Here is a 24,192-nt window from a genome sequence, read left to right as displayed (position 1 = left end):
TGTTAGGTTCCACTCCCTTCGTTGCGCAATTGGGCGATGCGCCGGTCCTTTTCAGTCCAGAGCCGATTAACCCAGTCCTGCACCTGCTGGCGAAACGCCGGGTCGTTTTCATAATCGCCCTGCCACAGTGCCGGGTCCAACTCGCGGGTCTGGATGTCGATGATGACCCTGGGCACCGCGCCGCTGATCAAGTCCCAGAACCCGGGGATGCGTTGCTGCGGATAGACCACTGTCACGTCCAGCACCGCGTCCAGCTGTTCGCCCATGGCCGCCAGCACGAACGCCACGCCACCGGCCTTGGGCTTGAGCAGGTGGGTGAAGGGGGATTGCTGTTGTTGGCTTTTGGCGGCGGTGAAGCGCGTGCCTTCGAGGTAGTTGACCACGGTGACCGGTTGGCGCTTGAACAGCTCGCAGGCGGCCTTGGTGATTTCCAGGTCCTTGCCGGCCAGTTCCGGGTTTTTCGCCAGGAACGCCTTGGTGTAGCGCTTCATGAACGGGTAGTCCAGCGCCCACCAGGCCAACCCCAGGAACGGCACCCAGATCAGCTCTTTCTTGAGGAAGAACTTGAAGAACGGCGTGCGCCGGTTGAGGGTCTGGACGAGGGCGGGGATGTCCACCCAGGATTGGTGATTGCTGATCACCAGGTAAGACGTATCGCCGCGCAGGTTCGCGCCGCCGCGGATGTCCCAGTGGGTGGGGATGCACAGGGCAAAGATTAGCTTGTCGATTTCGGCCCAGGTCTCGGCGATCCACATCACCGCCCACGAGGCATAGTCGCGAAAGCGCCCGGGCAGGATCAGTTTGAGCACGGCGAACACCAGAAGCGGCCCGAACAGCACCAGGGTGTTGAGCAATAACAGCAGCGTGACGAAACAGCCGGTGAGCAGGCGGCGCATAGATGACTCTTGCAAACAGGTGGGCGGGCCATGATAAGCAGGCTTCGGGCGGCAGGCCAAATCGGTGTGGACGAAAGTTTCACTTGGGCTTGGCTAAACTGGATGGGCTTTTGTGGCGAGGGGATTTATCCCCGCTGGGGTGCGAAGCGCCCCTGAAACCTGATATCTCGGTGCGCCAGACTGATTGAGCTGACTGTTTTGGGGTTGCTTCGCACCCCAGCGGGGATAAATCCCCTCGCCACAGAGGTAGCGCTTGGCTGGAGTTTCTCTTAGCCATTGCTATCGAAGTCAACCGAACGAATTCATCAGCAACGGTCTAAAACCCCACTCCCACAATGGAAGCCCTAACTACATGAAATCAGTTCTAGCCCTGCTTTCCCTGGTGGCCCTTCCAGTGCTGGCCGCCGAGCCGACCCTGTACGGGCGCTATGAATACATCGCGCTGCCGGAAATCGGCGGTGAAGTGCTCAAGGCCAAGATGGACACCGGCGCCCTGACCGCCTCGTTGTCGGCCAAGGACATCGAGACCTTCACCCGCGACGGCGATGACTGGGTGCGGTTCCGCCTGGCGACCAAGGGCGCGAGCAACAAGGTCTACGAACACAAGATCGCCCGCATCAGCAAGATCAAGACCCGTTCCGAAGAGGATGAGGACGACGACGAAAAGATCGCCCCCACCAAGCGCCCGGTGGTCGATCTGGAGTTGTGCCTGGGTAATGTCAAGCGCACGGTCGAGGTCAACCTGACAGACCGCAGCAGTTTCAATTATCCGCTGTTGATCGGGGCCAAGGCGCTGCGTGAGTTTGGCGCGGCGGTGAACCCGGCGCGGCGGTTTACGGCGGATAAGCCGGATTGTTGAACGGTGTGTCTTGGGGGCTGGCGTGGAAAGTCCCGCGGTCGTGATGTACGAGGAACTGGCGATTAAGATTGCCAGCTCTTCGTACATCGTGGCAAAAGCCATTAAACTCTTTAATGTCAAACTGAGCTACGTCTTATTTTTTTCGCCCGGTTGAGAGTAGGGCTGATATTAGGTGTTGGATTTGTTTGTCTGGCAAAGTTTAGTATTTCTTGCACCGCACCGTATTGTAATAATGCCATCCGTAGGTCGGATATTGCCATTGCTGTGGTATCCCGTGGCTCAAGGGAGAGTAATAACGGGTATCTTTCGAATTCACTTATTAATGGATCGTCTTTATGTATCGCGTAGAAATCAGGAAACTCAAGCTTGAGAATCATGTTTTTAAGGTCAGTTTTCGCTGTAATGTATTTTCGCATAATAAATAAATCGGGTACTGTTGCCTCGTCTATGTTTGCTGGCACCAATGAACCATTTTTGCTGAGCGGGTTTATGTTTTGTCCGCCGATGAAGAGTCCAGTGCCATTAAGCGACAATTCTGCGCATGCGTACGTTTCTCGTAGAGGGAGCCCAAGTATAGGAGCGTTACTGGTAGGCACTGTAGATGTTGTTTTGGGTTTCATTAATCCAAACCCTCTTAGAATTCTTTTGAAAATATGCCCTGTAGGATCGCTTCGATTGATAGAGTCCCCTCCACAATACCCATAAGCATTCACCCCCCCCTCCCCAAACGGACTCAAACTGTCCGGACTATTAAACCGCATCAACACCGGATTGAATGCCCGATACCCATTCCCCAACAAATAATGCCCCGTCACCGGATCCGGTCGTTCGCCGTTAAACCCAAGCAAACTGAGCAGCCCGCTTTCCGCCGGACGATGTCCGTAAGGGCTATAGGCAAGTGGATGAACCCGGTTCGCATCAAGCACATTCAACACCGACCGCTGCTGATCAGTCGCCAGCAGGGCGGTCTTCACCTTCGCATCCTCGCGCCGATGTTGCGCCAGTAGCTGATCGTCGTGTTGAAACACGCTACGCTGCACCGCCCCCTGTATCTCCGTCGCCAATCGGCTTTTGCAATAAAAGCGCTGAATACCAGCCTCAGCGGAAGGCGCGCAGTCGACCAGGCGATCCAGCGGGTCGTAGCGGTAGCGGCACAATACGGTTTCGCGAGGGGAGGCCGGCATCGACTGAGCTCCATCTGAAGTCCAAAAAAACCGGTCTTCAGCATCAGCCGTTTTCCAGCGCTTGCCAACTATCAGAACTGTTAGTCGTGACCGCCAACCACCGACCAACTCGACTGCCGATTGACGTACCCCAAACCTTGCGGCACCGTTCCGGCAACTTTACTGCCGGGCCCGCAAGCCATGCCTCATATCCTGATTGTCGAAGACGAAGCCGCCATCGCCGATACACTGGTGTTTGCCCTGCAAGGGGAGGGGTTTGACACCACCTGGTTGAGCCTTGGCGCAGCCGCCCTCGAACACCAGAAAAACACCCCGGCGGACCTGATCATTCTCGATGTGGGCCTGCCGGATATCAGTGGATTCGAGACTTGTAAAAAAATCAGACGTTTCAGCGACGTTCCGGTCATCTTTCTTACAGCTCGGGATGGCGAGATCGACCGGATCGTGGGCCTGGAAATCGGTGCCGACGATTACGTGGTCAAACCCTTCAGCCCCCGCGAGGTGGCGGCCAGGGTCCGGGCGATTCTCAAACGCGTGGCGCCGCGTCCGGCGGCGGAGGTGGGCACGGCGTTGTTTCAGGTCGATGCCGACCGTGTGCAGATCAACTATCGCGGCACACCGCTGAACCTCACCCGTCACGAGTTCCGCCTGCTCAATTGTCTGCTGGAGCAACCTGAGCGGGTCTTCAGCCGTGAGCAACTGCTCGATGCCCTGGGCGTGGCCAGCGATGCCGGCTACGAGCGCAGCATCGACAGCCACATCAAGAGCGTGCGCGCCAAGCTGCGCCTGGTCCGGGCCGAGGCCGAGCCGATCCAGACGCATCGGGGCCTGGGCTACAGCTACAGCCCGGGGCACAGCTGATGTCGCTGGGGATCCGGATTTTCCTGGTGTATGTGCTGTTTATCGCCTTGACCGGTTACTTCGTGCTCAACACGGTCATGGAGGAAATCCGCCCCGGCGTGCGCCAGTCCACCGAAGAAACCCTGGTGGACACGGCCAACCTGATGGCCGAGATCCTGCGGGACGATTTCAAGGCCGGCACCCTCAACCAGAATCGCTGGCCGCAGTTGCTCAAGGCCTACGGCGAGCGCCAGCCGGCGGCGACGATCTGGGGCTTGCCGAAAAACCAGGTCAGCCATCGCATCTATGTCACCGATGCCAACGGCATCGTGGTGCTCGACTCCAGTGGCGTGGCGGTGGGCCAGGATTATTCGCGCTGGAACGACGTTTACCTGACCCTGCGCGGCCACTACGGCGCTCGCTCGACCCGCAGCGTTGCCGATGATCCGACGTCTTCGGTGATGCACGTCGGCGCGCCGATCCGCGACAACGGCCGCATCATTGGGGTCGTCACCGTCGCCAAACCCAACAGTTCCTTGCAGCCTTATGTCGATCGCACCGAGCGGCGCCTGTTGATCTATGGCGCCGGGTTGGTGGCCCTGGGCTTGTTGCTGGGCGGCTTGTTGTCCTGGTGGCTCAGCGCGGCATTGCGGCGTTTGACGAGCTATGCCCAGGCGGTCAGCCAGGGGCGTCGGGTGGAAGTGCCGCATTATCGTGGGGGCGAGTTCGAGCAACTGGCGGGCGCTGTGGAGCACATGCGCACGCAACTGGAAGGCAAGGCTTACGTCGAGCGTTATGTGCATACGCTGACCCACGAGCTCAAGAGCCCGCTGGCGGCGATTCGCGGGGCCGCCGAGCTGCTGCAAAGCGACATGCCCGCCGCCCAGCACCAACGCTTCGTCAATAACATCGACAACGAAAGTGTGCGCATGCAGCAGTTGATCGAACGGTTGCTCAACCTGGCCCAGATCGAGCAGCGCCAGGGGTTGGAAGAAGAAGTCGCGGTGCCGCTGGCAGCGTTGATGGACGAGCTGCTGGAAGCGCGTGGCGGCTGGATTGAAAGTCGCCAGTTGACGGTTGAACAGCATATCGCTGCCGACCTGACGCTGACCGGTGAGCCGTTCCTGTTGCGCCAGGCCTTGGGCAATCTGCTGGAAAACGCCCTGGACTTCACCCCCGTCAACGGTCGGCTACGTATCAGCGCCGAGCGCAGTGGGAATCGCGTCGAGATTCGTCTGTTCAATCAGGCCGCGCCGATTCCCGACTACGCGCTGCCCCGCCTGAGCGAGCGCTTCTACTCCCTGCCGCGCCCGGACAGCGGCCGCAAGAGCACTGGCCTGGGGCTCAACTTCGTGGAGGAGGTGGTGCAGTTGCATGGGGGGCAATTCAGTATTGGCAATATCGTGGGTGGGGTTGAGGTGGTGCTGAGGTTGCCTTGAGGGAACTTGGTTAATCTTATTATTGATTAATTTACATAACCATTTTTTAGGTTTAATTTCCCCTCAGCACCGGCGAACAATTTTGTAGACCTGTCAGCAAGCCATGCCTTACGGCGAGATGACTTTCGGTCGGCTGGTCCTATTCGTGGATACACAACCGGGAGCATGAGCATGGTGAGCCTCTGGCAAAAACTGCAGGCCAAGTTGTTGCGCGCCTTCGCCAAGAGAATGAAGGCGAAGTTTACCTACGACGCTGCGTTGTTTCCGTTGCGCGCCGTTGTCGAGCAAACCATCCCGACGCCTTGGGGGCCTGCGCGGGCGCTGTTTTACTGGCCCCATTCGCAGTCCTCGGCAAAGCTGCCGGTGTACCTGAATTTCCATGGCGGTGGCTTTGTCGCGGGGACGCCCGAACACGACGACAGCTATTGCCGTCGACTGGCCCATAACCTGAACTGCCTGGTGGTCAATCTGGACTATGTGCTGGCGCCGGAGCACGCCTTCCCCGCAGGCCCGCGGCAGTGCTTCGCGGTGCTCGAATGGCTGGCCAGCGAAGCCGAAACGCTGGGCATCGATCCTCAGCGTTTCGCCGTCGGCGGCCATAGCGCCGGCGGCAATCTGGCCGCCGCCGTGGCGGGCCTGGCGCGAGGGCATCAGGCGTTGAAGGTGGTGCATCAGTTGATCGACTATGCGGCGCTGGATCTGCACCAGGACCCAGCCTTGAAGACGTCCACCAGTGCCCGGCCACTGCTCAATGCCGGCCTGATGCGCTTCTTCAATAGCTGCTACCTGAGCGATCCGGCACAGGCGCTCGATCCGTTGGCCTCACCCCTGTTGGCGCCGGTCGAGGCGCTGGCGGGGATGCCGGCTGCCACGGTGATCACGGCGCAATACGATATCTTGCGTGCCGAAGGCGAGGCCTACGCCGAGAAGTTACGCCAGGCCGGCGTGCCGGTGCGCCAGCGAATGTTTGAAGGCTGCGACCATATGTTCACCCACCTGGGACCGGACGAGTCGGCCGAGGAGGCCTGGCAGCTGATGGAGGACTCCCTGCGCGAAGCTTTCCAGGCCGTGGACGTGGCGGATGCCGGCGTTCGTGCTCGACACGACGATGGCAGTCTCCACACAATCTCCACAATCGCTCCATAAGCCCAACACACAGCCACCCCAGACTCTCCCTCATTCGAACAGGGAGAGCCCCACATGAACCGCAGCCTCGCCATAAAACTGGGCATGATCGCCCTCTTGATTCTCTTGTTGATGATCCCGTTGTTGATGATCAACGGGCTCATTGATGAGCGCCAGGAACTGCGTGACGGTGTGCTGCAGGACATCGCCCGCAGCTCCAGCTACAACCAGCAACTGATCGGGCCGATGATCGTGGTGCCGTTTCGCAAGAGCGTGAAGGTCTGGAATACCAACGAGAAGACCGGCGTGCGTTTCCTGGAAACCGTCGAGCGAGCGGGCGAGTTGTATTTTTTACCGGAGCAGTTTGAACTCGACGGCCAGATCCGCACCGAAACCCGTGCCCGGGGCATCTACGAAGCGCGCTTGTTCCATGCCGATAACCGGATCGATGGCCGTTTCAAGGTGCCTGAGCGCTACGGTGTAGCCGCCAAGGATTTTGCCGATTACCGCTTCGATGAGCCGTACCTGAGCGTCGGCATCAGCGACATTCGCGGCATCGAGAATGCGCTGACCCTGACGCTCAACCAACAGACCGTCGACTTCCTGCCTGGCTCGCGGCTCGGTTGGCTGGGGCAGGGTGTGCATGTGCCGCTGCCGATGATCACCGCCCAGGGCGGCCCTGAGTTGACCTTCGGTTTCGACCTGCGCCTGCAAGGCACTGGCGAGTTCCAGATTCTGCCAGTGGGCAAATCCACCAAGGTGCACCTGTCGGCTGACTGGCCGCATCCGAGCTTTATCGGCAACTACCTGCCGACCAATCGTGAAATCAATGAGCAGGGTTTCAGTGCCGACTGGCAGACGTCGTTTTTCTCCACCAACCTCCTGGAAACACTGCAAGCCTGCGAACCGAGCGATAGCTGTGAAGCGTTCCGCAGCCGGGCCTTCGGGGTGAGCTTCATCGACCCGGTGGACCAGTACCTCAAGAGCGACCGGGCGATCAAATATGCGCTGCTGTTTGTCGCCCTGACCTTCGCCGGTTTCTTCCTCTTCGAGGTACTCAAGAGCCTGGCGGTGCACCCGGTCCAGTACGCCTTGGTGGGCGTGGCGCTGGCGTTCTTTTACCTGCTGCTGTTGTCGCTGTCGGAGCACATCGGCTTCACCCTGGCGTACTTGGTGTCGGCCAGCGCCTGTGTATTGCTGATCGGGTTCTATGTCTGCCATGTGTTGCGCAGCGTGAGCCACGGCCTGGGATTCTCGGTGGGGCTGGCGGGCTTGTACGGTTTGCTCTACGGCCTGTTGAGCGCCGAGGACTACGCGCTGTTGATGGGCTCGCTGTTGCTGTTCGGCCTGCTGGGCGTGTTCATGGTGCTGACCCGCAAGCTGGACTGGTACGGGGTCGGGTCGAAGCCGGCGGCGGCGATGAGCTTTGATCTGGGAGAGGTGAAATGAGCCGGTCATTGGGGTTGCGTGAGGACCAGCGGGTGCGGGAGGTGTTGGTGATGCAGATTGCTGGGTTGTTTCCGCTGGATCCGGTGCACTGCCATCGCGGGCAAGCCTTGCTCCCACAGGTTGAGCGGGTCTATGTGGGGGCTAACCTGCTCCCACAGGTTGAGCGGGTCTATGTGGGGGCTAACCTGCTCCCACAGGTTGAGCGGGGTCTATGTGGGGGCTAACCTGCTCCCACAGGTTGAGCGGGTCTATGTGGGGGCTAACCTGCTCCCAAGATTGAGCAGGTCTATGTGGGGGCTAACCTGCTCCCACAGGTTGAGCGGGTCTATGTGGGGGCTAACCTGCTCCCAAGGTTGAGCGGGTCTATGTGGGGGCTAACCTGCTCCCACAGGTTGAGCGGGTCTATGTGGGGGCTAACCTGCTCCCACAGGTTGAGCGGGTCTATGTGGGGGCTAACCTGCTCCCAAGGTTGAGCGGGGTCTATGTGGGAGCAAGGCTTGCCCGCGATAAGGCCGGCACGGCTAACGCAAAGCTAAACCCTGGGCACCGTCTCGACCATCGAAGGCCGCAGACTGACCTCGGCAAACCACGCCGCCAGTTGCGGATTGGCCTTGCGCCATTCCAGGTCGGGATGGCGCAGGTCGAGGTAGCCCAAGGCGCAGGCCACGCTGATGGAGGCCACGTCGAAGTGGCAGGCCAGCTCGGCAATCGCTTCGGCTTCGAGCTGGCCCAGGGCCCGGCGAATTTTGTCCCGCTGCGCATCGAGCCATTCGTCCCAGTGCTTTTCCACAGGGCGCAGCGCGGTTTCGTAGCGGATCATCACGGCCGCATCCATGATCCCATCGGCCAGGGAGGCCAGGGTCAGGCGCCGCCAGCGGGCCGCGCCGTCCCGGGGGATCAGCGGGTTGCCGACGTGCTGGTGATCGAGGTAGTCGAGGATGACGCGGCTGTCGTGGATCACCGTCCCGTTGGCCAGGCGCAGGGCCGGGATCTTGCTCAACGGGTTGTCATCGATCAGCGCCCGGTCCGGCTTGACCGGCGAGAGCTGGCTGAGCTGCAACGCCACGCGGTCCTGCTGGCCGGTTTCGTGCAGCAGCACCAGGACCTTGCGAACGAAGGGCGAAGCGGGGTTGTGGAACAGCGTCATGCTGGGAGTGGACATGCAGGCATCCTCGGTAAACGGCTAGCGCCTAGCCTAGACAGTTCCAAGGCGGCTGGCGAGTTCCAGTGTGGGAGCGGGCTTGCTCGCGAAGGCGGCGTGTCAGAAACACAATTGCGACTGACACGCCGCCTTCGCGAGCAAGCCCGCTCCCACAGGGGACGCGTCCGGCAGGAGTTATCCGCGCTTGATCAATCCCCACGCCCCCAAGACCGTCGGCACCCCTAAACCCACCCAGCTCACCGCATCCCAGACGCCGTCTCCGAGCAATGCGCTGAACAACCCTGCCGCACTGAGCGCACCAATCATCAGGGGAAGACCAAACACCTTCCAGAAACTCGACTGCCGAGGCCTCACGAGAGGACCTGCGCACCAACGGTCGCACGCTTGGCCGCTTTACGCCGCACCAGCCACAGGTAGACGCCGCTGCCGAGGACGATGATGGTCAGTACGTCGAGGGTCGCCCAGAAGATCTGCATTGGCCGGCCACCGTAGTCGCCGAAGTGCAACGGCAGGGACAGGCTCATGACGTCCATGTACCACGGCCGTTCGGCGACGGCGGTGATGTCCAGGGTGGAGGCATCGATCAGCACCGGCGTGAGCAGGTGCGAGGTCAGGTGGGTGTCACCCTTCATGAAGACGCTGTAGTGGTGCTCGCTGGAGAACAGCGTGCCGGGGAAGGCGATGAAACTCGGCTCCATGCCCGGCGCGACGTCCTTGGCGATGTCCAGCAGCCGGGTGGCCGGTGCCAGTTGGGTCAGCGGCGGGGCGTTGCGGTAGGGTTCGACCATGGCGCTGAGGCTGTCGTTGCGCCACGCGGCGATGATCAGGTCGGCGCAGGCGGCAATCACGCCAGTGACGCCCACGGTCAGCGCCCAGACCAGCGTGACCACGCCGATCAGGTTGTGCAGGTCGAGCCAGCGCAGGCGCGTGGATTTGTCCTGGCGCACCGTGGCGAACTTCAAGCGGCGCATGAACGGCAGGTACAGGACCACCCCGGAGACGATGGCAATCACGAACAGCAACCCCATGAACGCCAGGAGCAACTTGCCCGGCAACCCGGCGAACAGGTCCACGTGCAGGCGCAGCATAACCATCATGAAACCGCCATTGGCCGAGGGCATTTCCAGGGCCTCGCCGGTACGCCCATCGAGCATGAAGGTGTGGGAGGCATTGGGTTCAGTGCCCGGTGTCGGTGCCATGATGGTGATGACGCCGTTGGGCTCGTCATCGTCCCAGCCAAAATACTGGACCACTTCCCCCGGGCGATGGGCCTTGGCTTTTTCCACCAGTTGTTGCAGGTCCAGCGGCGGCGTGTCGGCGGGCATTTCCCGAAGCTGCGGGGCGTCGCCCAGCAGGTGTTCAATTTCATGGTGGAAGATCAACGGCAGCCCGGTGATCGCCAGCATCAGCAGGAACACCGTGCAGATCAGACTGGTCCAGGTGTGGACGAAGGACCAGCGGCGGATGGTTTTGCTTTTCATGAGCGATCCGGATGCAAAAGGGCACCTTGTGGCGAGGGGTATCAGTGGGAGCAAGGCTTGCCCGCGAAACAGGCGATGCGGTCTTTCTGAAACCGAGTCGCCTCCATCGCGGGCAAGCCTTGCTCCCACATAGTGCCCGCTAAAGTGGGTATGCAAATGCTAACCGTTTACCATTTGTAATTCACGCTGGCGACGACGTTGCGTTGGTCGCCGTAGTAGCAGTAGAAGCCGTCGCAAGTGGACAGATAGTCCTTGTTGAAGAGGTTCTTCGCGTCCACCGCCACCGTGACCCCCTTGAGGGTTTTGTTCAGACGGCCCAGGTCGTAATGGGCCGAGGCGTCGTACACGGTGTAGGACCCGACATGGCCCCAGTCGGTGTTGGTGGTGTTGCCGTAGGTGTCGCCGACATAACGCACACCTGTGCCGATACCGAAGCCATCCAGCGGGCCGTTATGCCAGGTGTAGTCCGCCCAGGCGGTGGCCTGGTTGCGCGGGACCTGGGCCATGCGCTTGCCTTTTTCCGCCGCCGTGCCCTTGGTGATTTCGCTGTCGTTGTAGGTGTAGGAGCCGATCAGTTTTAGGTTGTCGGTCACGTCGCCCGAGGCTTCCAGTTCCAGGCCACGCACCTGGACTTCACCCACCTGGCGGGTGACGTTGTTTTCGGTGACGGAGTTGTTTTGCTGGGTCAGGTCGAACACCGCAGCGGTCAGCAGGGTCTTGGTGCCGGGTGGCTGGTACTTGATACCCGCTTCGTATTGTTCACCTTCGGTGGGTTTGAACGCTTCGGTGCTGTTGACGGTTGAACCTGCCGCCGCCTGGAACGACTGGGCGAAGGAAATGTACGGCGTCACACCGTTATCGAAGACATAGCTCAGTGCCGCGTTGCCGCTGAATTTCTTGTCGCGCTGGGTGTTGGTCGCATCGTTCAGGTTGTGGAACACGGTGCCGGTGTGAATCCAGTCCTCACGACCGCCGAGGGTCAGGCGCCAGTTGTCCAGGGCGATCTGGTCCTGGACGTACAGGCCGGTCTGGTGGGTCTTCTGGTTGTAGTCATACATGGTGAAATACTGGACGTTGGAGAAATCCTGTCCATAGGTCGGGTTGTGGATGTTGCTGGTCGGCACGCCAGTCGAACCCCAATCCCAGTGCGAATTACTGTTGGAGCGCTGGTGGTCCAGGCCCAGCAGCAGGGTGTGGCTGAGGGCGCCGGTCTGGAAATCGGCCTGGAAGTTGTTGTCCACGGCGAACTGGCTGATGTCTTCGTCAATGACGCTGGCACTGCGCTTGACGGTGCCATCGGCGCTCACCGCTTCCTCAGGACCGGCCGGCGAGAATTGCCCGCCGGCGGAGATGCCCTGGGTTTCCAGGTCGCTCTTGGTGTAGCGCAGGTTCTGGCGGAACTGCCAGGTGTCGTTCAGGCGATGTTCGAACGCATAGCCGAGCGCGTAGTAGGTCCGGTCGTAGAATTCCCAGTCCGGGTCGCCGAGGTTCTTGTGGTGGGAAATCTTGCCCGCTGGCGAGGACAGCTTGGTGCCTTGCAGTGGCAGGAATTGCCCGGTGATGCCGGTGTCGTCGCGGGTGTACTGGGACAGGAAGGTCAGACGGGTGTCGTCGTTGATGTTCCAGGTCAGGCTCGGCGCAAGGTTGTAGCGCTTGTCCGGGATGTGATCGACCTGGGCGTTGCTGTCGCGCACGGTGCCGCTGAGCCGATAGAGGAACTGGCCTTCGTCATCGACTTTGCCGGTGCTGTCGAAGTTGATCTGCTTGTGTTCATAGCTGCCGGCCTGCAACTCGACTTCATTGCTGCTTTCGGCCTGTGGCCGACGGCTGACCATGTCCAGCATGCCGCCAGGCGGCGTCTGGCCGTAGACCGAAGAGGCCGGGCCACGCAGCACGGCGATGCGCTCCAGGTTCCAGGGCTCGATTTTCGGGGTGATGTAGTTGCCCTTGGGCAGCGGCAGGCCATCGAGGAATTGGGTCGGTATGAAGCCACGGACCAACAGCCAGTCGTTGCGCGAATCCGAACCGTAGCCGCTGCTCTGCACGCCAGCGGTGTAGCGCAGGGCGTCATTGAGGTTGAGAACCGAACGGTCTTCCATCTGTTGGCGCGTGACCACCGAGACGGAGCGCGGCAGTTCGACAATCGGCGTATCCGTCTTGGTCCCGGCGGCGGTGCGGGTGGCGACGTAGCCCTCGGTCGGGCCCCACGCGGTTTCATTGAGGCCGGCCCCGATCACACTGGTTTCCGGCAAGGCCATGACGCCTTCAGGCACCGCCACCAGGCTGTAGGTGCCGGCGCTGCTTTGTTCCAGTTGCAGGCCGGTGCCGCGCAAGGCCTCGCGCAATGCGCCGGTGGCGTCGAACTGGCCCTGGACCGGGGCCGAGGTCTTGCCCGAGGCCAGGGACGGATTCAGGCTCAGGGCGAGGCCGGCCTGGCTGGCGATCTGGTTCAGGGTGCTGGCCAGTGGCGCGGCGGGCAGGTTGTAGGTGCGCACGCTCGTGGCCTGTTCGGCGGCCAGCAGTGGGGCGCTGGTCAACGGGACGGCAAAGGCAATGGCGATGGCTAACAGGCTGGGGCGCAACAGGGTGTCTAGCGGGCGGGACATACGGCGGCTCCTGAATGGAAATATTTCTCAATTGCCTGGGTGCCGGATGAAAATCGAAAAGTGATAGGGGTGGATGAAAATAATTTAGATTCAGGTTATTGGTTGGGTGTCCAGCCTGGTCTTTGTGCTGAGGCAGCAGGCCTCTTCGCGAGCAAGCCCGCTCCCACAGGAGTTCGCATTCCCATGTGGGAGCGGGCTTGCTCGCGAAGGCGGCCTGCCTGACACAAGATCTCTCAGGGTTTCGGCGCGGTGCTTGGCCCCACCACCACCCACCACCGCGTGTGATGCTCGACCTGCACCGGCAAGCTCGGCAGCAGGGCCGTCAGGGCCAGGTCGGTGTCGTGCAGCGGGAAACTGCCGGTGATGCGCAGGTCTGCCACTTGTGGCGCGACCCCCAAGTAGCCATGCCGGTAACGCCCCAGTTCGTAGACCAGGTCTTCAAGGCGCGCGTTGTCCACCACCAGCATGCCGCGGGTCCAGGCATCGGCGCCGGGGTTCAGGGCAATGGTCGGCCCGAGGCCGTCGCGGTGCATCAGCACTTGTTGGCCTTCGCGCAGGATCAGTTCCTTGTCCGTGGCCTGGGGATGCGCCGCCACAGCGGATTTCAACACGCTCAGGCGCGTGCCTTCGTCTTCACGCTTGACCAGGAACCGTGTGCCCAAGGCGCGCAGGCTGCCTTCGCGGGTCTCGACGATGAACGGACGCGGGTCGTCGTGACCGGTTTCCACCAGGATCTCACCTTCCTGCAGGACGATGCGGCGCTGCTTGTCATCGAAACGCACGTCCAGGGCACTGTGGGTGTTGAGGTTGATCAGCGTGCCGTCGGTCAGGCGCAGGGTGCGCTGTTCGCCTGTCGCGGTGCGCTGATCGGCCAGCCAGTAATCCAGCGGCAGGTAACGATCGCCGGCAAACAGCGCCAGGCCGATGACCGCGACAACACTGGCCAGGCCGCTGCCGACCTTGCGTATCCGCCGGCGAATGCTGACCCGCGATTGCAGCAACGCGGCGCGCGCCGGCCCGTTGGCCACACTGAAGCGCTGGTCAAGCATGCCCAGCTGTCGCCAGGCCCGGGCGTGTTCTTCGTCGGCGGCATGCCATTGGGCGAAGGCTTCACGCTCCTGGGCGCTGCTCGAGTCCAGGGACAACTGCCAGGCAATGGCGGCATCCAGCACGCTGGCCGAGACCGGTTTGGCATGGGCCTGGCTCATGTCGGCTCACCATAAAGTGCGATGTAGCACTGTCGGATGCCTTGGGCCAGGTATTGCCGTACGCGCGGCACCGAAACCCCCAGGCGCTCGGCGATTTCGGCGTGGCCGAGGCCGTCGAGGCGGTTATAGAGGAAAGCTGCGCGGGCCTTGCTCGACAGTTTGCCGAGCAGGCGATCGATGGCCTTGAGGTCTTCGAGGATGATTTGCTGTTCTTCCACCGAGGGCTGCTCGGCCTCGGGGATCAGCATCAGTTCGGTGAGGTAGGCCTGCTCCAATGCCGCTCGACGGAAATAATCGAACAGCAGGCCCTTGGCGATGGCCACCAGAAATGCCCGTGGTTCGCGGGGCGCCTTCAGTTCCTCGCGACCCAGCAAGCGCACAAAGGTGTCCTGGCTCAGGTCCTCGGCCCGGTGCGCACACGCCACGTTGCGTCGCAGCCAGGCCAATAGCCAAGCGCGATGGTCGCGGTACAACGCACCAACCAAATCACTGTGGGGGGTGGGGACTGACGACACCTAGCATCACCGACGTTTTAAGTAACGAGAATTGTTCGCGATTGTGGCAGAGGCGGAGGCGGGAAAGCAATTGGCGCTGGTCGGGACCCGATCTGTGGGCCCAAATAAGTCTGTGGGCCCAAGTAGGTCTGTGGGAGCAAGGCTTGCCCGCGATGCAGGCGACTCGGTTTGGCTGTCAAACCAGGCGATGCCATCGCGGGCAAGCCTTGCTCCCACAGGTGAACCACCCGCGGAGCAGAGGGTTTAGAGCGAAGGCGCCTGCTGCCGCCGTTTCCAGTGGCTCAGGCGCTGTTGCAGGTCAAGTGGGCTGTGGATCTGTTGCTGGCGGGCGCGGCTGAACAGGATCAGCGCCAGTTCCGCCGTGGCCAGGGCGTCGGCGCTGGCGTTGTGGCGGTCGAAGACTTGCAGCTTGAACCAGTCGATCCACTCGTCCAGGCCTGACTTGCGCAGATGGGCTTGCGGGCAAAGCATCGGGGCCAGGTCCGCCACGTCGAGGAACGAATGCTGCAGGCGATAGCCCAGGTAGTCTTTCAAGGCGCGCCCGAGCATGTGCGAATCGAACGGCGCGTGAAAAGCCAGCAGCGGACTGTCGCCGACGAACTCCATGAACGCCAGCAGCGCCTCGGCCGGGTCGCTGCCGGCGGCGATGGCGCTGGGTGCCAGGCCATGGATCAACACACTCGGCCCGAGTTTCTGCTTATCGCATTGCAGGGTGCGTTCGAACTGCTGGCTGAAGTCGATGGCGCCGTCTTCGATGACCACCGCGCCGATGGACAGCACCTGGTCCTTGTTCAGGTTCAACCCGGTGGTTTCCAGGTCCAGCACGACCCAGCGTTGTTCCCGCAGGTCGCATTCACCCAAGGCTGAAGCCGCCGGCAGGCGTTCCAGGCGCCTTTGTATTTCTTCGGGCAACATGGGTTGGGCTGGGCGCAACCAGGAAAAAATGCTCACAGCTGATATCTCACGGTCAGGCTGCTTTGCAGGCGTTGGGCCTGGCGCAGGGATTCGCGCAGGATGCGTCGGTCCAGATGGTTGAGGCTGTCGGGGTCGACGCGGTTGGAGTAGGGCAGGTTCTCGCGGGTTTGCAGTTGGTGCTGCTGCATGCGGGTCTGCTGGATGAAGTGATAGGCCTCTTCATAGGCGGCGCCATCGAGCGGTTCGATCACTTCCTTGACGACCAATTGCCGCAAGCGTTCCAAGGTATTGTTGACTTCGATGCCGTTGGCCAGCGCCAGCAGACGGGCGCCGTCGACGAAGGGCGTCAGGCCCTGCACTTTCAAGTCCAAGGTCGCCTTTTCGCCATTCTTGCGGCTGAGCACGAAGTCCCTGAAACGTCCCACGGGTGGGCGATGACGCAGCGCGTTGTCGGCCATCATGCGCTGGAACAAACGGTTGTCGGCCACTTGGTCGAGGATCTGCCGGCGCAGCTGCTCGCAGCCTTGCTCATCGCCCCAGACCACCCGCAGGTCGAAATAGATGCTCGAGCCCAGCAGGTTTTCCGGGGTCGCTTCGCGAATGAATGCCGCGAAGCGCCGGGCCCATTCGGCACGGGACAAACACAGCTCGGGGTTGCCGGCCATGATGTTGCCCTTGCACAAGGTGAAGCCGCACAAGGCCAGGCTCTGGTTGATCTGTTGGGCGATGGGCAGCAGCAGGCCGCGGATCTGCGCGGCATGGGCGGCGTCCCGGGCCTCGAACAAAATGCCGTTGTCCTGGTCGGTGTGCAGGGTTTGCTCGCGCCGGCCTTCACTGCCGAAACACAACCAACTGAACGGCACCCCCGGGTCGCCCTTGTCGGCCAGGGTCAGTTCGATGACCCGGCTCACGGTGTGGTCGTTGAGCAGGGTGATGATGTGGGTAATCTGGGTCGACGACGCGCCGTGGGCCAGCATGCGCTCCACCAGTTGGCCAATCTCACCGCGCAGGGCCACCAGATTCTCCACCTTTGGCGCGTTGCGAATGGTCCGGGCCAGGTGCACCAGGTCGACCCGTTGCAGGGAAAACAGATCGCGCTCCGACACCACGCCACACAGGCGATGGTCCTTGACCAGGCAGACATGGGCGATGTGCCGTTCGGTCATGGCGATGGCCGCGTCGAAGGCGCTGTGGTCCGGCGAGAGAAAAAACGGTGCCTGGGTCATGTGTCCGACGATGGCCTGGGAAAAATCCCCGTCCCCATCGGCCACCACGTGCCGCAGGTCGCGCAAGGTGAAAATTCCCACCGGGACTTTCTGCTCATTCACCACCACGATACTGCCGACCTGCTGTTCGTGCATCAGCTTCACGGCTTCGCGCAGCGGCGTGTCCGGGCTGCAACTCACCGGATGGCGCATCGCCAGTTCGCCCAGCCGGGTGTTGAGGGAGTACTGGGTGCCCAGGGTTTGCGCGGACTTCTGCTGGACCTGCTGATTGACCTGGTCGAGCAAGCTGCTGACCCCACGCAGGGCGAAGTCGCGAAACGGGCCGGACAGGGCGAACAGCTTGATGAAGGCCTGTTTGTTCAGTTGCAGGCAGAACGTGTCTTCGCCGGCCCGGTGCTCGGTGCGCGTGGCTCGTTCGCCCAGTAGCGCGGCGAGGGGGAAACATTCGCCGGTGGTGATTTCGAAGGTGGTTTCGGTGCCACCCTTGGCCGAATGCGGACGTTCGCCTATCACCCTGCCTTGCTTGACGATGTAAAAGTGCTCCACCGGGCCGTCGGCTGGTTTGATGATGGTTTCGCCCGGCGCATAAAAACGCAGCAGGCATTGCTCCACCAGATAGGCCAGGTGGGCGTTTTCCATCTGGTTGAACGGTGGGAAACGCTGGAGAAACTGCAGTGTCCCCTGGATGTTTTGCAACACCGCGGTTTTCCCTGCCTGGGTGAAGGCGTCCGCTTTTTTCATAACCATTACGCAGTCTTTTTTGAATTGTTGTGGTCGATCCGTTCTCCCATGGTCGGCCCCTCAGCGCGGGGTGCCCATTGGACGTAAGTCTAGGTCGCTGCACAGGGGAGGGCTTACGGAAAAATCCTACGCAAGGCGTCGGAAAAATCTTCATTGAATGTTCTTGGAAAAAAATCCGACGAAGTGCACATTGAAGCGCCGCAGAACGATGTCTGACCACTGTGCCAGGGGATCGATTTAAAGAACGTAGAGAGCACCATGTCCGACCACGATATTTTGAGTGACGCCGAGCGCGAGGCGCTGAGTGCCGTCATGCTGGAACCTGACTTGCCGCCGCAGCGCGTCTTGATCGTCGATGACGACAAGGACGCTCGTGAGCTGCTGTCGGAGATCCTGGCGTTGGACGGGATTCACTGCATGACCGCCGCCAGTGGTGAAACGGCACTCAAGATGCTGGAAACCAAGCCATCGATTGGCCTGTTGATCACCGACCTGCGCATGGGCAATGTCGATGGCCTGGAGCTGATCCGCCTGGTGCGCGAGTCTCCGCGGGCGGCGCTGCCGATCATCATCGTGTCGGGCGATGCCGACGTGAAGGACGCCATCGAAGCCATGCACCTGAGCGTGGTGGACTTTTTGCTCAAGCCGATCGATACCGACAAGCTGCTGGGGTTGGTCAAGCACGAGTTGGGGATGGATCTCTAAGATTGTCTGTAGGAGCAAGGCTTGCCCGCGATGCAGGCGCCTCGGTTCACCAAGGACCGCGCTGCCCTCATCGCGGGCAAGCCTTGCTCCCACAGATAAATCCCCTTGCCGCAATGACTCAAGCATCAGCCAGATGCTTGGTGATTTTGCAATAAAAAAGCCCTGATCTTTCGATCAGGGCTTTTTTTGTGCCGCGTCTACCGCTCAATCACAACCCATTGGCGGCCTTGAACTCACGACGACGACGGTGCAGCACCGGCTCGGTGTAGCCGTTGGGCTGCTTTGTGCCTTCGATCACCAACTCGACCGCCGCCTGGAAGGCGATGTTGCGGTCGAAGTCCGGTGCCAGCGGACGGTACAGCGGGTCGCTGGCGTTCTGGCGGTCGACCACCGGCGCCATGCGCTTGAGGCTTTCCATCACCTGGTCTTGGGTGACGATGCCATGGCGCAGCCAGTTGGCGATGTGCTGGCTGGAGATACGCAGCGTCGCACGGTCTTCCATCAGGCCGATGTCGTTGATGTCCGGCACCTTGGAGCAGCCCACGCCCTGGTCGATCCAGCGCACCACGTAGCCAAGGATGCCCTGGGCATTGTTGTCCAGTTCGTTCTTGATCTGCTCCGGTGTCCAGTTCGGGTTGACGGCCAGCGGGATGGTCAGGATGTCGTCCACCGATGCGCGGGCGCGCTTGGCCAGCTCGGCCTGGCGAGCGAACACGTCGACCTTGTGGTAATGCAGCGCGTGCAGGGCCGCGGCGGTCGGCGAGGGAACCCAGGCGGTGTTGGCGCCGGCCAGCGGATGAGCGATTTTCTGTTCGAGCATCGCCGCCATCAGGTCCGGCATGGCCCACATGCCCTTGCCGATTTGTGCGCGACCTTGCAGGCCGGTGCTCAAGCCGATGTCGACGTTCCAGTTCTCATACGCGCCGATCCACTTCTCGGCTTTCATGTCGGCCTTGCGCACCATCGGGCCGGCTTCCATGGAGGTGTGGATTTCATCGCCGGTACGGTCGAGGAAGCCGGTGTTGATGAACACCACGCGCTCGCTGGCGGCCTTGATGCAGGCCTTGAGGTTGACCGTGGTACGGCGCTCCTCGTCCATGATCCCGACCTTGAGGGTGTTGCGCGGCAGGTTCAGCACGTCCTCGACGCGACCGAACAGCTCGTTGGTGAACGCGGCTTCGTCCGGGCCGTGCATCTTCGGCTTGACGATGTACACCGAGCCGGTGCGGCTGTTGCGACGGCTGGTGTTGCCGTTGAGGCTGTGGATCGCTGCCAGGCTGGTGATCAGGCCGTCGAGGATGCCTTCCGGCACTTCGTTGCCGTGCTGGTCCAGGATCGCGTCGATGGTCATCAGGTGGCCGACGTTACGCACGAACAACAGCGAGCGGCCGTGCAGGGTCACGCTCGAACCGTCGACGGCGGTGTAGACACGGTCGGGGTTCATGGTGCGGGTGAACGTCTGGCCGCCTTTGGCGACCTCTTCAGCCAGGTCGCCTTTCATCAGGCCGAGCCAGTTGCGGTAGATCACCACTTTGTCATCGGCATCGACGGCGGCGACCGAGTCTTCGCAGTCCATGATGGTGGTCAGCGCGGCTTCCATCAGGATGTCTTTGACGCCGGCGGCGTCGGTCTGGCCGACCGGGGTGCTGGCATCGACCTGGATTTCGAAGTGCAGGCCGTTGTGTTTCAACAGCACGGTGGTCGGTGCCGAGGCATCGCCCTGGAAGCCGATCAACTGGGCATCGTCACGCAGGCCGCTGTTGCTGCCGCCCTTGAGGGTGACCACCAGTTTGCCGTCGACGATTTTGTAAGCGGTGGAGTCGACATGGGAGCCGGCCGCCAGGGGCGCGGCTTCGTCGAGGAAGGCACGGGCGAAGGCGATGACCTTGTCGCCGCGGACCTTGTTGTAGCCTTTGCCTTTTTCCGCGCCATCGGCTTCGCTGATGGCGTCGGTGCCGTACAGCGCGTCATACAGCGAACCCCAGCGGGCGTTCGATGCGTTGAGGGCGAAGCGGGCGTTCATCACCGGCACCACCAGCTGCGGGCCGGCCATGCGGGCGATTTCATCGTCGACGTTTTGGGTCGTAGCCTGGAAATCCGCCGCTTCTGGCAGCAGGTATCCAATGTCTTGCAGGAAGGCTTTGTAAGCCACGGCGTCGTGGGCCTGGCCGGCACGGGCCTGGTGCCAGGCATCGATCCGCGCCTGGAAATCATCGCGTTTGGCGAGTAGGGCTTTGTTCTTCGGCGCCAGGTCGTGGATGACCTTGTCGGCACCGGCCCAGAACGCGTCGGCGGTGAGGCCGGTTCCGGGAATGGCTTCGTTATTCACGAAGTCGAACAGGACTTTGGCGACCTGCAGGCCACCGACTTGAACGTGTTCAGTCATTGCTTGCCTCACTCTGCTCAGCTATTTCGCTTTTCAGCTCTTCGATTTTGACAATGAAGCCTCGGGCCATTTAAAGCACAAACCCCGGAACCAGTACATGCCATCGCTGGCGGCTGGGTGGTAAGCCTTGCTGACGGGGCTTTTCAGGGATGCGACTGCGCCTTAAGCAGACATCGGTACAACGTTATGTAGTGCTCGCTGCGGCATACTACATGATCAATTGCGGTTGTGAAAATTAGACTAATTGCGTCGTTCCGCGACCGACTAAAGTGTTACGGTCACGTCGAGACACGGGATGTTCTCAAAAAATAGATAGATTGTTCCAGATAAATCTTGAGGTTTGTACACGATATCTCTGGTGTCATCCTGTGGGAGCAAAGCTTGCTCGCGATACAGGCGCCTTGGTTTCAGAAGGACCGGGTTGTTTTCATCGCGAGCAAGCTTTGCTCCCACAGGGGGAAGGTATAAATCTTTAGGCCACAGTCTGCTCGCGATCACCTGCCTATACTGTCCCTTCCCCAACAAGAGGACTGCGCCATGGACCACCTTGTCATTACTGTTTTCGCCCCGGACAAGCCCGGGCAGGTCGAGCGCATTGCCGATTGCATCGCCGAGCATGGTGGTAACTGGCTGGAAAGCCGCATGTCGCGCCTGGCTGGGCAGTTTGCCGGGATCCTGCGAATCAGCGCCCCGGCCGAGGCCCATGAGGCACTGATCGAAGCCTTGCAGGGGCTGTCGGCTCACGACATCCGCGTGTTGATCGCTGAAAGCGCCCTTGAGGAGGCTTGCACCTGGAAACCCATCACCATGGAGCTGGTGGGCAACGACCGTCCCGGCATCGTGCGGGACATCACCCGGCTGTTGAGCGAGCAGGGCGTCAATGTCGAGCGCCTGGTGACCTACGTCCGGCCGGCGCCGATGAGCAGCGAGTTGCTGTTTCATGCCGAAGCGATCCTGGGGGTGCCGTTGACCCTGTCGCTGGAGACGTTGCAGGAACGCCTGGAGACCCTGGCCGATGAGTTGATGGTGGAGCTCAAGCTCAGCGACGAAGCGTGATGAAGGTTATCCAAGGAAAAACTGCGCCTGCCTGTGGATAACCTGTAGAGACCCGGCTCCAGCCCAGGCTCGCCGGGGCTTAGCGGTCGATGATCAAAAAATCACCAGTTTTCAAGGGGTTGTGCACAAACGGCGGGGATCACGCTGTGGATAACCTTGGGAAGGATGAGCGCAGGCCACGCCAGACGTGGCCTGTAGAGGTTTGTGCGTTTTTTGATCAGCTGCGCCGACGCATGCTGATCACGGCATCGACGCTGTACACCGCCAGCCCGGCCCAGATAAACAGGAACGCCACCAGTGTGCTGGACGACAGGTGCTCACCGAACAGCATCACGGCGAGCAGCAGCACCAGCGTCGGCGCGACGTACTGGAGAAAACCGATGGTGGTGTAGGGCAAATGCCGTGTTGCGGCGTTGAAACACACCAACGGCACCAGCGTCACGGGGCCGGCCGCTACCAGCCACCAGGCTTCGGAGGTGGTCCAGAATGCCGCCTGGGCACTGGTGGCCGTGGGATTGAACAGCAACCAGGCGATGGCGATCGGCACCAGCATCCAGGTTTCCACCACCAGCCCCGGCAACGCCTTGACCGGTGCCTGCTTACGGATCAACCCATAGAAACCGAAGGTCAGCGCCAGCACCAGCGACACCCACGGCAGGCTGCCCACTTGCCAGACCTGCTGCGCCACACCGACCGCCGCCAACCCCACCGCCAGCCATTGCATGCGGCGCAGGCGCTCGCCGAGGATCAACATGCCCAGCAATACGTTGACCAGAGGGTTGATGTAGTAACCCAGGCTGGCTTCGAGCATGCGCTCGTTGTTCACCGCCCAGACGTAGGTCAGCCAGTTGGCTGCGATCAGCGTCCCGCTCAGGGCGAGGATCGCCAGGCGCTGTGGGTTGTCCCGCAGTTCGCGCCACCAGCCCGGGTGTTTCCAGACCATCAGCAACGCCGCGCCGAACAAGGCCGACCACAGCACCCGGTGGATGATGATCTCCACCGACGGCACGCTGGCGATGGCCTTGAAGTAGATCGGGAACAGACCCCAGATGATGTAGGCGCTCAGGCCCAGGATGTACCCGCGACGCGGGTTGGCGGCTTGCATGCAGAATCCTTGCTTAGGCAGCTAACAAAGGAGTGATTGTAAGGAGATTTGTCTGGTTGTGCTGTGAACCTTGTGCACAATCACCGCAGCCCCCCTGTGGGAGCGGGCTTGCTCGCGAAGGCGGCGTGCCTGGCAGCACAACTTTGCCAGACTTAACGCTTTCGCGAGCAAGCCCGCTCCCACAGGGTGGCTCTGCGGGACATCAGAACAGCTTCAACGGCTCTTCATTGAGCGCCGCCAGTTGCTCGCGCAGTGCCAGCACCTGGTCGCCCCAGTAGCGCTCGCTGCCGAACCACGGGAAGCTGCGCGGGAACGCCGGGTCGTCCCAGCGTCGCGCCAGCCAGGCGCTGTAGTGCATCAGGCGCAGGGCCCGCAGCGGCTCGATCAGCGCCAACTCCCGCGGGTCGAAGTCGTGGAACTCGCGGTAGCCGTCCATCAATTCCGACAATTGCCCCAGGCATTCCTGGCGATCGCCGGCGAGCATCATCCACAGGTCCTGCACCGCCGGGCCCATGCGACAGTCGTCCAGGTCGACGATGTGGAACACCTCGTCGCGGCACATCATGTTGCCCGGGTGGCAATCGCCATGCATGCGGATGTTCTGGTGGGGCGTGGCGGCGTAAACCTCTTCGACGCGCTTGAGCAGGTCCCGGGCGACCGACTCGTAGGCCGGCAGCAGGCTACGAGGGACGAAGCCGCTTGCCAGCACGGTGGCCAGTGAGTCGTGGCCGAAGTTCTTCACTCCCAGGGCTTCACGATGTTCGAACGGACGGGTTGCTCCGACTGCGTGCAGGCGCCCGAGCAATTGTCCCAGGCGATAGAGCTGATCGAGGTTGCCCGGCTCCGGTGCACGGCCGCCGCGACGGGGGAACAGGGTGAAACGAAACCCGGCGTGTTCGTGCAGGCTGGTGCCGTTGTGGATCAGCGGCGCGACCACAGGCACTTCGTATTCGGCCAGCTCGAAGGTAAAGCTGTGCTCTTCCAGGATCGCTTCGTTGGTCCAGCGCTGGGGGCGATAGAACTTGGCGATCAGCGGCTCGGAATCTTCGATGCCGACCTGGTAGACGCGGTTCTCATAACTGTTGAGGGCCAACACGCGGGCGTCGCTGAGAAAGCCGATGCTTTCAACGGCATCGAGTACCAGGTCGGGCGTGAGGGTTTCAAACGGATGGGACATGCTGACTCCTGCGCAGCGGCAGGGCTGCCGCGTCCGGCCCAGCATGGTAGCGCAGACAGAGGCAGATAGGTGGTGGCTGTCGGTGATCGTTCCCACGCTCTGCGTGGGAACGCCTCA

General features: G+C 61.5%; 20 protein-coding genes. 7 read left to right on the top strand and 13 right to left on the bottom strand.

The window, feature by feature from the left end:
* Positions 1–2: 2 nt before the first annotated feature.
* Positions 3–896, bottom strand: a complete 894-nt coding sequence (locus AD662_RS25910; RefSeq protein ID WP_053189980.1) for a 1-acylglycerol-3-phosphate O-acyltransferase, YihG family — start codon at positions 894–896, stop codon at positions 3–5.
* A gap of 352 nt (positions 897–1,248) precedes the next feature.
* Between AD662_RS25910 and rloA2 the strand changes: the two genes are divergently transcribed.
* Positions 1,249–1,755, top strand: a complete 507-nt coding sequence (gene rloA2 / locus AD662_RS25905; protein WP_053189979.1) for a retropepsin-like aspartic peptidase RloA2 — start codon at positions 1,249–1,251, stop codon at positions 1,753–1,755.
* Positions 1,756–1,871: 116 nt separating this feature from the next.
* Here the strand turns inward: rloA2 and AD662_RS29865 are convergent, their stop codons facing one another.
* Positions 1,872–2,939 carry an RHS repeat-associated core domain-containing protein gene (locus AD662_RS29865; RefSeq protein WP_235862370.1) on the bottom strand — a complete coding sequence of 356 codons (1,068 nt, stop codon included), beginning with the start codon at positions 2,937–2,939 and terminating at the stop codon, positions 1,872–1,874.
* A gap of 180 nt (positions 2,940–3,119) precedes the next feature.
* Between AD662_RS29865 and creB the strand changes: the two genes are divergently transcribed.
* From creB to creD, 4 genes are all read left to right on the top strand, one after another.
* Positions 3,120–3,800, top strand: coding sequence for a two-component system response regulator CreB (gene creB, locus AD662_RS25900; RefSeq protein WP_018603542.1), 681 nt, complete (start codon positions 3,120–3,122; stop codon positions 3,798–3,800).
* Positions 3,800–5,218 carry a two-component system sensor histidine kinase CreC gene (gene creC / locus AD662_RS25895; protein WP_053189978.1) on the top strand — a complete coding sequence of 473 codons (1,419 nt, stop codon included), beginning with the start codon at positions 3,800–3,802 and terminating at the stop codon, positions 5,216–5,218. The genes creB and creC overlap by 1 nt, the downstream gene beginning before the upstream one ends.
* Positions 5,219–5,389: 171 nt before the next feature.
* Positions 5,390–6,364 carry an alpha/beta hydrolase gene (locus AD662_RS25890; protein ID WP_018603537.1) on the top strand — a complete coding sequence of 325 codons (975 nt, stop codon included), beginning with the start codon at positions 5,390–5,392 and terminating at the stop codon, positions 6,362–6,364.
* Between the two features lie 54 nt (positions 6,365–6,418).
* Complete coding sequence (gene creD / locus AD662_RS25885; protein WP_018603535.1) at positions 6,419–7,792, top strand: cell envelope integrity protein CreD; 1,374 nt, start codon at positions 6,419–6,421, stop codon at positions 7,790–7,792.
* Positions 7,793–8,324: 532 nt separating this feature from the next.
* Here creD and AD662_RS25875 read toward each other — a convergent pair.
* The 8 genes from AD662_RS25875 to AD662_RS25840 all read right to left on the bottom strand — a co-directional run bounded on the left by AD662_RS25875 (position 8,325) and on the right by AD662_RS25840 (position 17,652).
* On the bottom strand, positions 8,325–8,954 hold the full coding sequence (locus tag AD662_RS25875; RefSeq protein ID WP_046064518.1) for a glutathione S-transferase: 630 nt from the start codon (positions 8,952–8,954) through the stop codon (positions 8,325–8,327).
* A gap of 174 nt (positions 8,955–9,128) precedes the next feature.
* Positions 9,129–9,308: a hypothetical protein gene (locus AD662_RS29860; protein ID WP_033062653.1), complete on the bottom strand. Its 180-nt coding sequence runs from the start codon at positions 9,306–9,308 to the stop codon at positions 9,129–9,131.
* Positions 9,305–10,435 carry a PepSY-associated TM helix domain-containing protein gene (locus AD662_RS25865; protein ID WP_053189977.1) on the bottom strand — a complete coding sequence of 377 codons (1,131 nt, stop codon included), beginning with the start codon at positions 10,433–10,435 and terminating at the stop codon, positions 9,305–9,307. The genes AD662_RS29860 and AD662_RS25865 overlap by 4 nt, the downstream gene beginning before the upstream one ends.
* Positions 10,436–10,602: 167 nt before the next feature.
* The gene (locus AD662_RS25860) at positions 10,603–13,041 is read right to left on the bottom strand and encodes a TonB-dependent siderophore receptor (RefSeq protein WP_053189976.1); all 2,439 of its coding nucleotides are present in this window, start codon (positions 13,039–13,041) and stop codon (positions 10,603–10,605) included.
* A 233-nt stretch (positions 13,042–13,274) separates the two neighbouring features.
* A complete protein-coding gene (locus AD662_RS25855; protein WP_053189975.1) occupies positions 13,275–14,249 on the bottom strand; it encodes a FecR domain-containing protein in 975 nt (324 codons plus the stop codon).
* Entirely contained in the window at positions 14,246–14,764 is a 519-nt protein-coding gene (locus AD662_RS25850) for an RNA polymerase sigma factor (protein WP_018607416.1), read from the bottom strand. Before AD662_RS25850 ends, AD662_RS25855 begins: the two co-directional genes overlap by 4 nt.
* Positions 14,765–15,007: 243 nt before the next feature.
* Complete coding sequence (locus AD662_RS25845; protein WP_053182566.1) at positions 15,008–15,715, bottom strand: 3'-5' exonuclease; 708 nt, start codon at positions 15,713–15,715, stop codon at positions 15,008–15,010.
* Positions 15,712–17,652, bottom strand: coding sequence for a putative nucleotidyltransferase substrate binding domain-containing protein (locus AD662_RS25840; protein ID WP_033062651.1), 1,941 nt, complete (start codon positions 17,650–17,652; stop codon positions 15,712–15,714). Before AD662_RS25840 ends, AD662_RS25845 begins: the two co-directional genes overlap by 4 nt.
* A 252-nt stretch (positions 17,653–17,904) precedes the next feature.
* Here AD662_RS25840 and AD662_RS25835 point away from each other — a divergent pair, with 252 nt between their 5' ends.
* A complete protein-coding gene (locus AD662_RS25835) occupies positions 17,905–18,351 on the top strand; it encodes a response regulator (RefSeq protein WP_003206256.1) in 447 nt (148 codons plus the stop codon).
* A gap of 208 nt (positions 18,352–18,559) precedes the next feature.
* Here the strand turns inward: AD662_RS25835 and AD662_RS25830 are convergent, their stop codons facing one another.
* Complete coding sequence (locus tag AD662_RS25830; protein WP_053189974.1) at positions 18,560–20,737, bottom strand: malate synthase G; 2,178 nt, start codon at positions 20,735–20,737, stop codon at positions 18,560–18,562.
* A 537-nt stretch (positions 20,738–21,274) separates the two neighbouring features.
* Between AD662_RS25830 and AD662_RS25825 the strand changes: the two genes are divergently transcribed.
* Positions 21,275–21,793, top strand: a complete 519-nt coding sequence (locus AD662_RS25825; RefSeq protein WP_053189973.1) for a glycine cleavage system transcriptional repressor — start codon at positions 21,275–21,277, stop codon at positions 21,791–21,793.
* Positions 21,794–22,010: 217 nt separating this feature from the next.
* On the opposite strand, the gene rarD is transcribed toward AD662_RS25825, so the two are convergent.
* Together rarD and AD662_RS25815 are read right to left on the bottom strand one after the other, a co-directional pair.
* Entirely contained in the window at positions 22,011–22,898 is an 888-nt protein-coding gene (gene rarD, locus AD662_RS25820) for an EamA family transporter RarD (protein ID WP_018607406.1), read from the bottom strand.
* A 202-nt stretch (positions 22,899–23,100) separates the two neighbouring features.
* Positions 23,101–24,075, bottom strand: a complete 975-nt coding sequence (locus tag AD662_RS25815; protein ID WP_003206247.1) for a serine/threonine protein kinase — start codon at positions 24,073–24,075, stop codon at positions 23,101–23,103.
* Positions 24,076–24,192 lie beyond the last annotated feature (117 nt).

The organism is Pseudomonas kilonensis (assembly GCF_001269885.1).
In the GTDB taxonomy this organism is placed as follows: Bacteria; Pseudomonadota; Gammaproteobacteria; order Pseudomonadales; family Pseudomonadaceae; genus Aquipseudomonas; species Aquipseudomonas kilonensis.
The sequence above is the reverse complement of the archived record's forward strand: the minus strand, read 5'-3'. Positions and strand labels throughout refer to the sequence as shown.